This is a genomic window from Methylobacterium goesingense (genome assembly GCF_022179225.1).
Taxonomy (GTDB): Bacteria; Pseudomonadota; Alphaproteobacteria; order Rhizobiales; family Beijerinckiaceae; genus Methylobacterium; species Methylobacterium goesingense.
The window spans coordinates 1-2,719 of the sequence record NZ_BPQL01000187.1 but is presented as its reverse complement, the minus strand read 5'-3'; the positions used below and the strand labels follow the sequence as shown (position 1 = coordinate 2,719).

Below are 2,719 nucleotides of genomic sequence, written 5' to 3'. Positions count from 1 at the left end.
CACCCGGGACCCGTGCTCCACCGCCCCGCCCTTCGGGTCGGAGGCGGCGGAGCACGGGTCCCGGGTGTTCAACCAGCCGACCTGCCATCACAGGCCGGAGGTCTATGGCGGCTTCCGGGAGGCGGAAGCCGCTGGCCTCCTGCGCGCGTTCTTCGCGGCACGCCGCGAAGACTGACGCCTCAGCTTCCGCCGCCGCCCCCGCCGCCGGTGTTACCGATCGGCTTCTGGTTCTGCTCGGCGTTACCGGAGGCCCCGGAATTGTTCGAGATGCTGGAGGCGCCCGTAGCCCCCGGCGCGATGGTACCGATCGAGCCCGGACCGCCATTGTCGATGCCGCCGGGCTTCACCACCGGCTCGCCGGTGACGCCGGGCTGCGTCATGCGCGGCGGGCCGGGCTGCTTGATCTCGGCCGGGGCATTGCCCTGTGCGAGCGCGAGGGAGCCGCTGGCCAGGACCAGCGCGAGCGTGGTGGGAATGATCCGCATGATGTCCTTCCGGGGATGGGCGTGACAGGGCTTCGCCCGGATCAACACGAACCATCCCCGGCGGTTTCAAGCTTTGCCGGCACCCGGCAGCGTGTTTCTACGCCGCCGCCAGGGGTTTCGAGACGTCCTCCAGGGATTTGCCCTCGGCCGCCGTGCCGAAGAGGCCGCCGACGACCGCCGCCACAGCCATCAGGGCGGCACCGACGAGGTAGCCGATCAGCACGTTGTCGCGAGAGCCCGTCTCCACCAGGGCGCCGAACAGGAGCGGGCCCGAGACGCCGCCGATGCCGGTGCCAAGCGCGTAGAACACCGCGATGGCGAGCGCCCGGATCTCCAGCGGGAAGGTCTCGGCCACGGTGAGGTAGGCCGCGCTCGCGGCCGCCGACGCGAAGAAGAACACCACCATCCAGGCCGCCGTCTGGCCAACGGGGCCGAACACGTCGATCTTGAACAGGTAGCCGGTCACGGTGAGCAGCACGGCCGAGATGCCGTACGTGAAGGCGATCATCGGGCGGCGGCCGATCGTGTCGAACAGGCGGCCCAGGAGCAGCGGCCCGAGGAAGGAGCCCAGCGCGAAGGGCAGCAGGTACCAGCCGACATGGTCGCCCGGCACGTTGTAAAACCGCTGCAGCACCAGAGCGTAGGTGAAGAACAGGGCGTTGTAGAAGAACGCCTGCGCCACCATCAGGGCGAGGCCAACAAGGGTCTGCTTGCGGTGGCCGACCAGCATGGTGCCGAACACCTCCTTGAGCGGCGTGTGGCTGCGGGTCCTCAGCTTCATCCGTTTGGCCTCGTCGATGGGCGGCAGAGTATGGCCCTCGTCGGTGAAGCGCTTCTCGATGCCGGTGACGACCCGGTCGGCCTCCGCGACGTAGCCGTGGGTAGCGAGCCAGCGCGGGCTCTCGGGGATCCAGGTCCGCAGAAGCAGGATGACGAGACCGATGCCGCCGCCGACGAAGAAGGCGATGCGCCAGCCCCAGGCCGGGTCGATCATCCCCGGGCGCAGCACGACGATCGAAAGGAAGGAGCCCATCGCCGCCCCGATCCAGAACGAGCCGTTGATGACGAGGTCCGTCCAGCCGCGCACTCGGGCAGGCACGAGTTCCTGGATCGTCGAGTTGATCGCGGTGTACTCGCCGCCGATGCCGGCGCCGGTGAGGAAGCGGAAAAGGCAGAAGCTGTAGATGTTCCAGGACAGGCCGGTGGCGGCGGTGGCGGCGAGGTAGAGCGCCAGGGTGATGAAGAACAGCTTCTTGCGGCCGATGCGGTCGGTGAGCCAGCCGAAGCCCAGCGCCCCCGTCACGGCGCCGACGAGGTAGGAACTGGCCGCGAGACCGATATCGAACTCGGTGAAGCTCATGGGCTCCGCCCGCAGGGCGCCGACCAGGGAGCCCGCCAGGGTCACCTCAAGGCCATCGAGCACCCAGGTGATGCCGAGCGCGACGATGACGAGGACGTGGAAACGCCCCCAGGGCAGACGGTCGAGCCGGGCCGAGATGTCGGTGTCGATCACCGTGCCCATCGGGACCCGCTCCGGCGTGGAGCCTCCTGCGCCTGCGCTTGCGCTCGTCACGGCCTTGGTTGCCATCGAATCCTCGTTAACCGTGCCTCGCGACAGTTGTTGGCAATCCTCCGGACGCTGTGAGGGTTCCGCCAAGCTTCGCGCCTCGGTTAAGCGATCTGCGCTCGACTGTGTGGCCTCTGCCGGATGCCGCCCCGATGCCACGCCTGACCGATCTTCTTCCCAACCTGCCCGCGATCCTCGGTTCCACCGCGATCCTGACCTACGGCATGATCGTGCTCATCCAGGCCCGGACCGTTCCGGACGGTGCGGACCCGGTCCGAACGCCGCCCAGCGCACGCGATGCCTGGCGCCTGCGGGCGAGCGACGTCGCGACGACGAGTTCCATCGGTCAGTCCGAGCTGAAGGGCCGCCAGGCCACGGAAATCCCCGACGAGCGCCGCGTGGTGCGCGTGGTCTATCCGGGCCTCGCCGGACCGCACTGAGTCTCAGCGACCAGCGGACAGGCGCGGATCGAGGGCATCGGCGAGGCCGTCGCCCAGAACGTTCAGGGCCACCAGGATCGCGACGAGAAACCCGGCCGGTGCGGCCAGCATCCAGGGCGCGGATTCGATGGCGCGCGAGCCCTCGGCGATGAGGGCGCCCCAGCTCGTGGCCGGCTCCTGCACGCCCAGCCCCAGGAAGGAGAGCTTCCTCTCCTTCCTGGGGCTGG

General features: G+C 69.2%; 3 protein-coding genes and 1 pseudogene. 1 reads left to right on the top strand and 3 read right to left on the bottom strand.

What is annotated here, in order from left to right; genetic code table 11:
* Nucleotides 1-179 precede the first annotated feature (179 nt).
* Both MFF30_RS23985 and MFF30_RS23980 read right to left on the bottom strand, forming a co-directional pair.
* Nucleotides 180-485 carry a hypothetical protein gene (locus MFF30_RS23985; protein WP_238282662.1) on the bottom strand — a complete coding sequence of 102 codons (306 nt, stop codon included), beginning with the start codon at nt 483-485 and terminating at the stop codon, nt 180-182.
* 97 nt (nt 486-582) lie between these two features.
* Nucleotides 583-2,073: an MFS transporter gene (locus MFF30_RS23980; RefSeq protein ID WP_373320997.1), complete on the bottom strand. Its 1,491-nt coding sequence runs from the start codon at nt 2,071-2,073 to the stop codon at nt 583-585.
* A 131-nt stretch (nt 2,074-2,204) separates the two neighbouring features.
* On the opposite strand from MFF30_RS23980, the gene MFF30_RS23975 reads away from it, so the two are divergent.
* Nucleotides 2,205-2,492, top strand: a complete 288-nt coding sequence (locus MFF30_RS23975) for a hypothetical protein (protein WP_238282660.1) — start codon at nt 2,205-2,207, stop codon at nt 2,490-2,492.
* A gap of 3 nt (nt 2,493-2,495) precedes the next feature.
* Here MFF30_RS23975 and MFF30_RS23970 read toward each other — a convergent pair.
* Nucleotides 2,496-2,719 (bottom strand): annotated as a pseudogene (locus MFF30_RS23970) (ABC transporter permease); the annotation flags it as partial.

Coding starts and splice junctions, on each gene's coding strand:
- MFF30_RS23980 (WP_373320997.1), bottom strand. CDS start 2,073: ATGGCAACCAAGGCCGTGACGAGCGCAAGCGCAGGCGCAGGAGGCTCC.
- MFF30_RS23985 (WP_238282662.1), bottom strand. CDS start 485: ATGCGGATCATTCCCACCACGCTCGCGCTGGTCCTGGCCAGCGGCTCC.
- MFF30_RS23975 (WP_238282660.1), top strand. CDS start 2,205: ATGCCACGCCTGACCGATCTTCTTCCCAACCTGCCCGCGATCCTCGGT.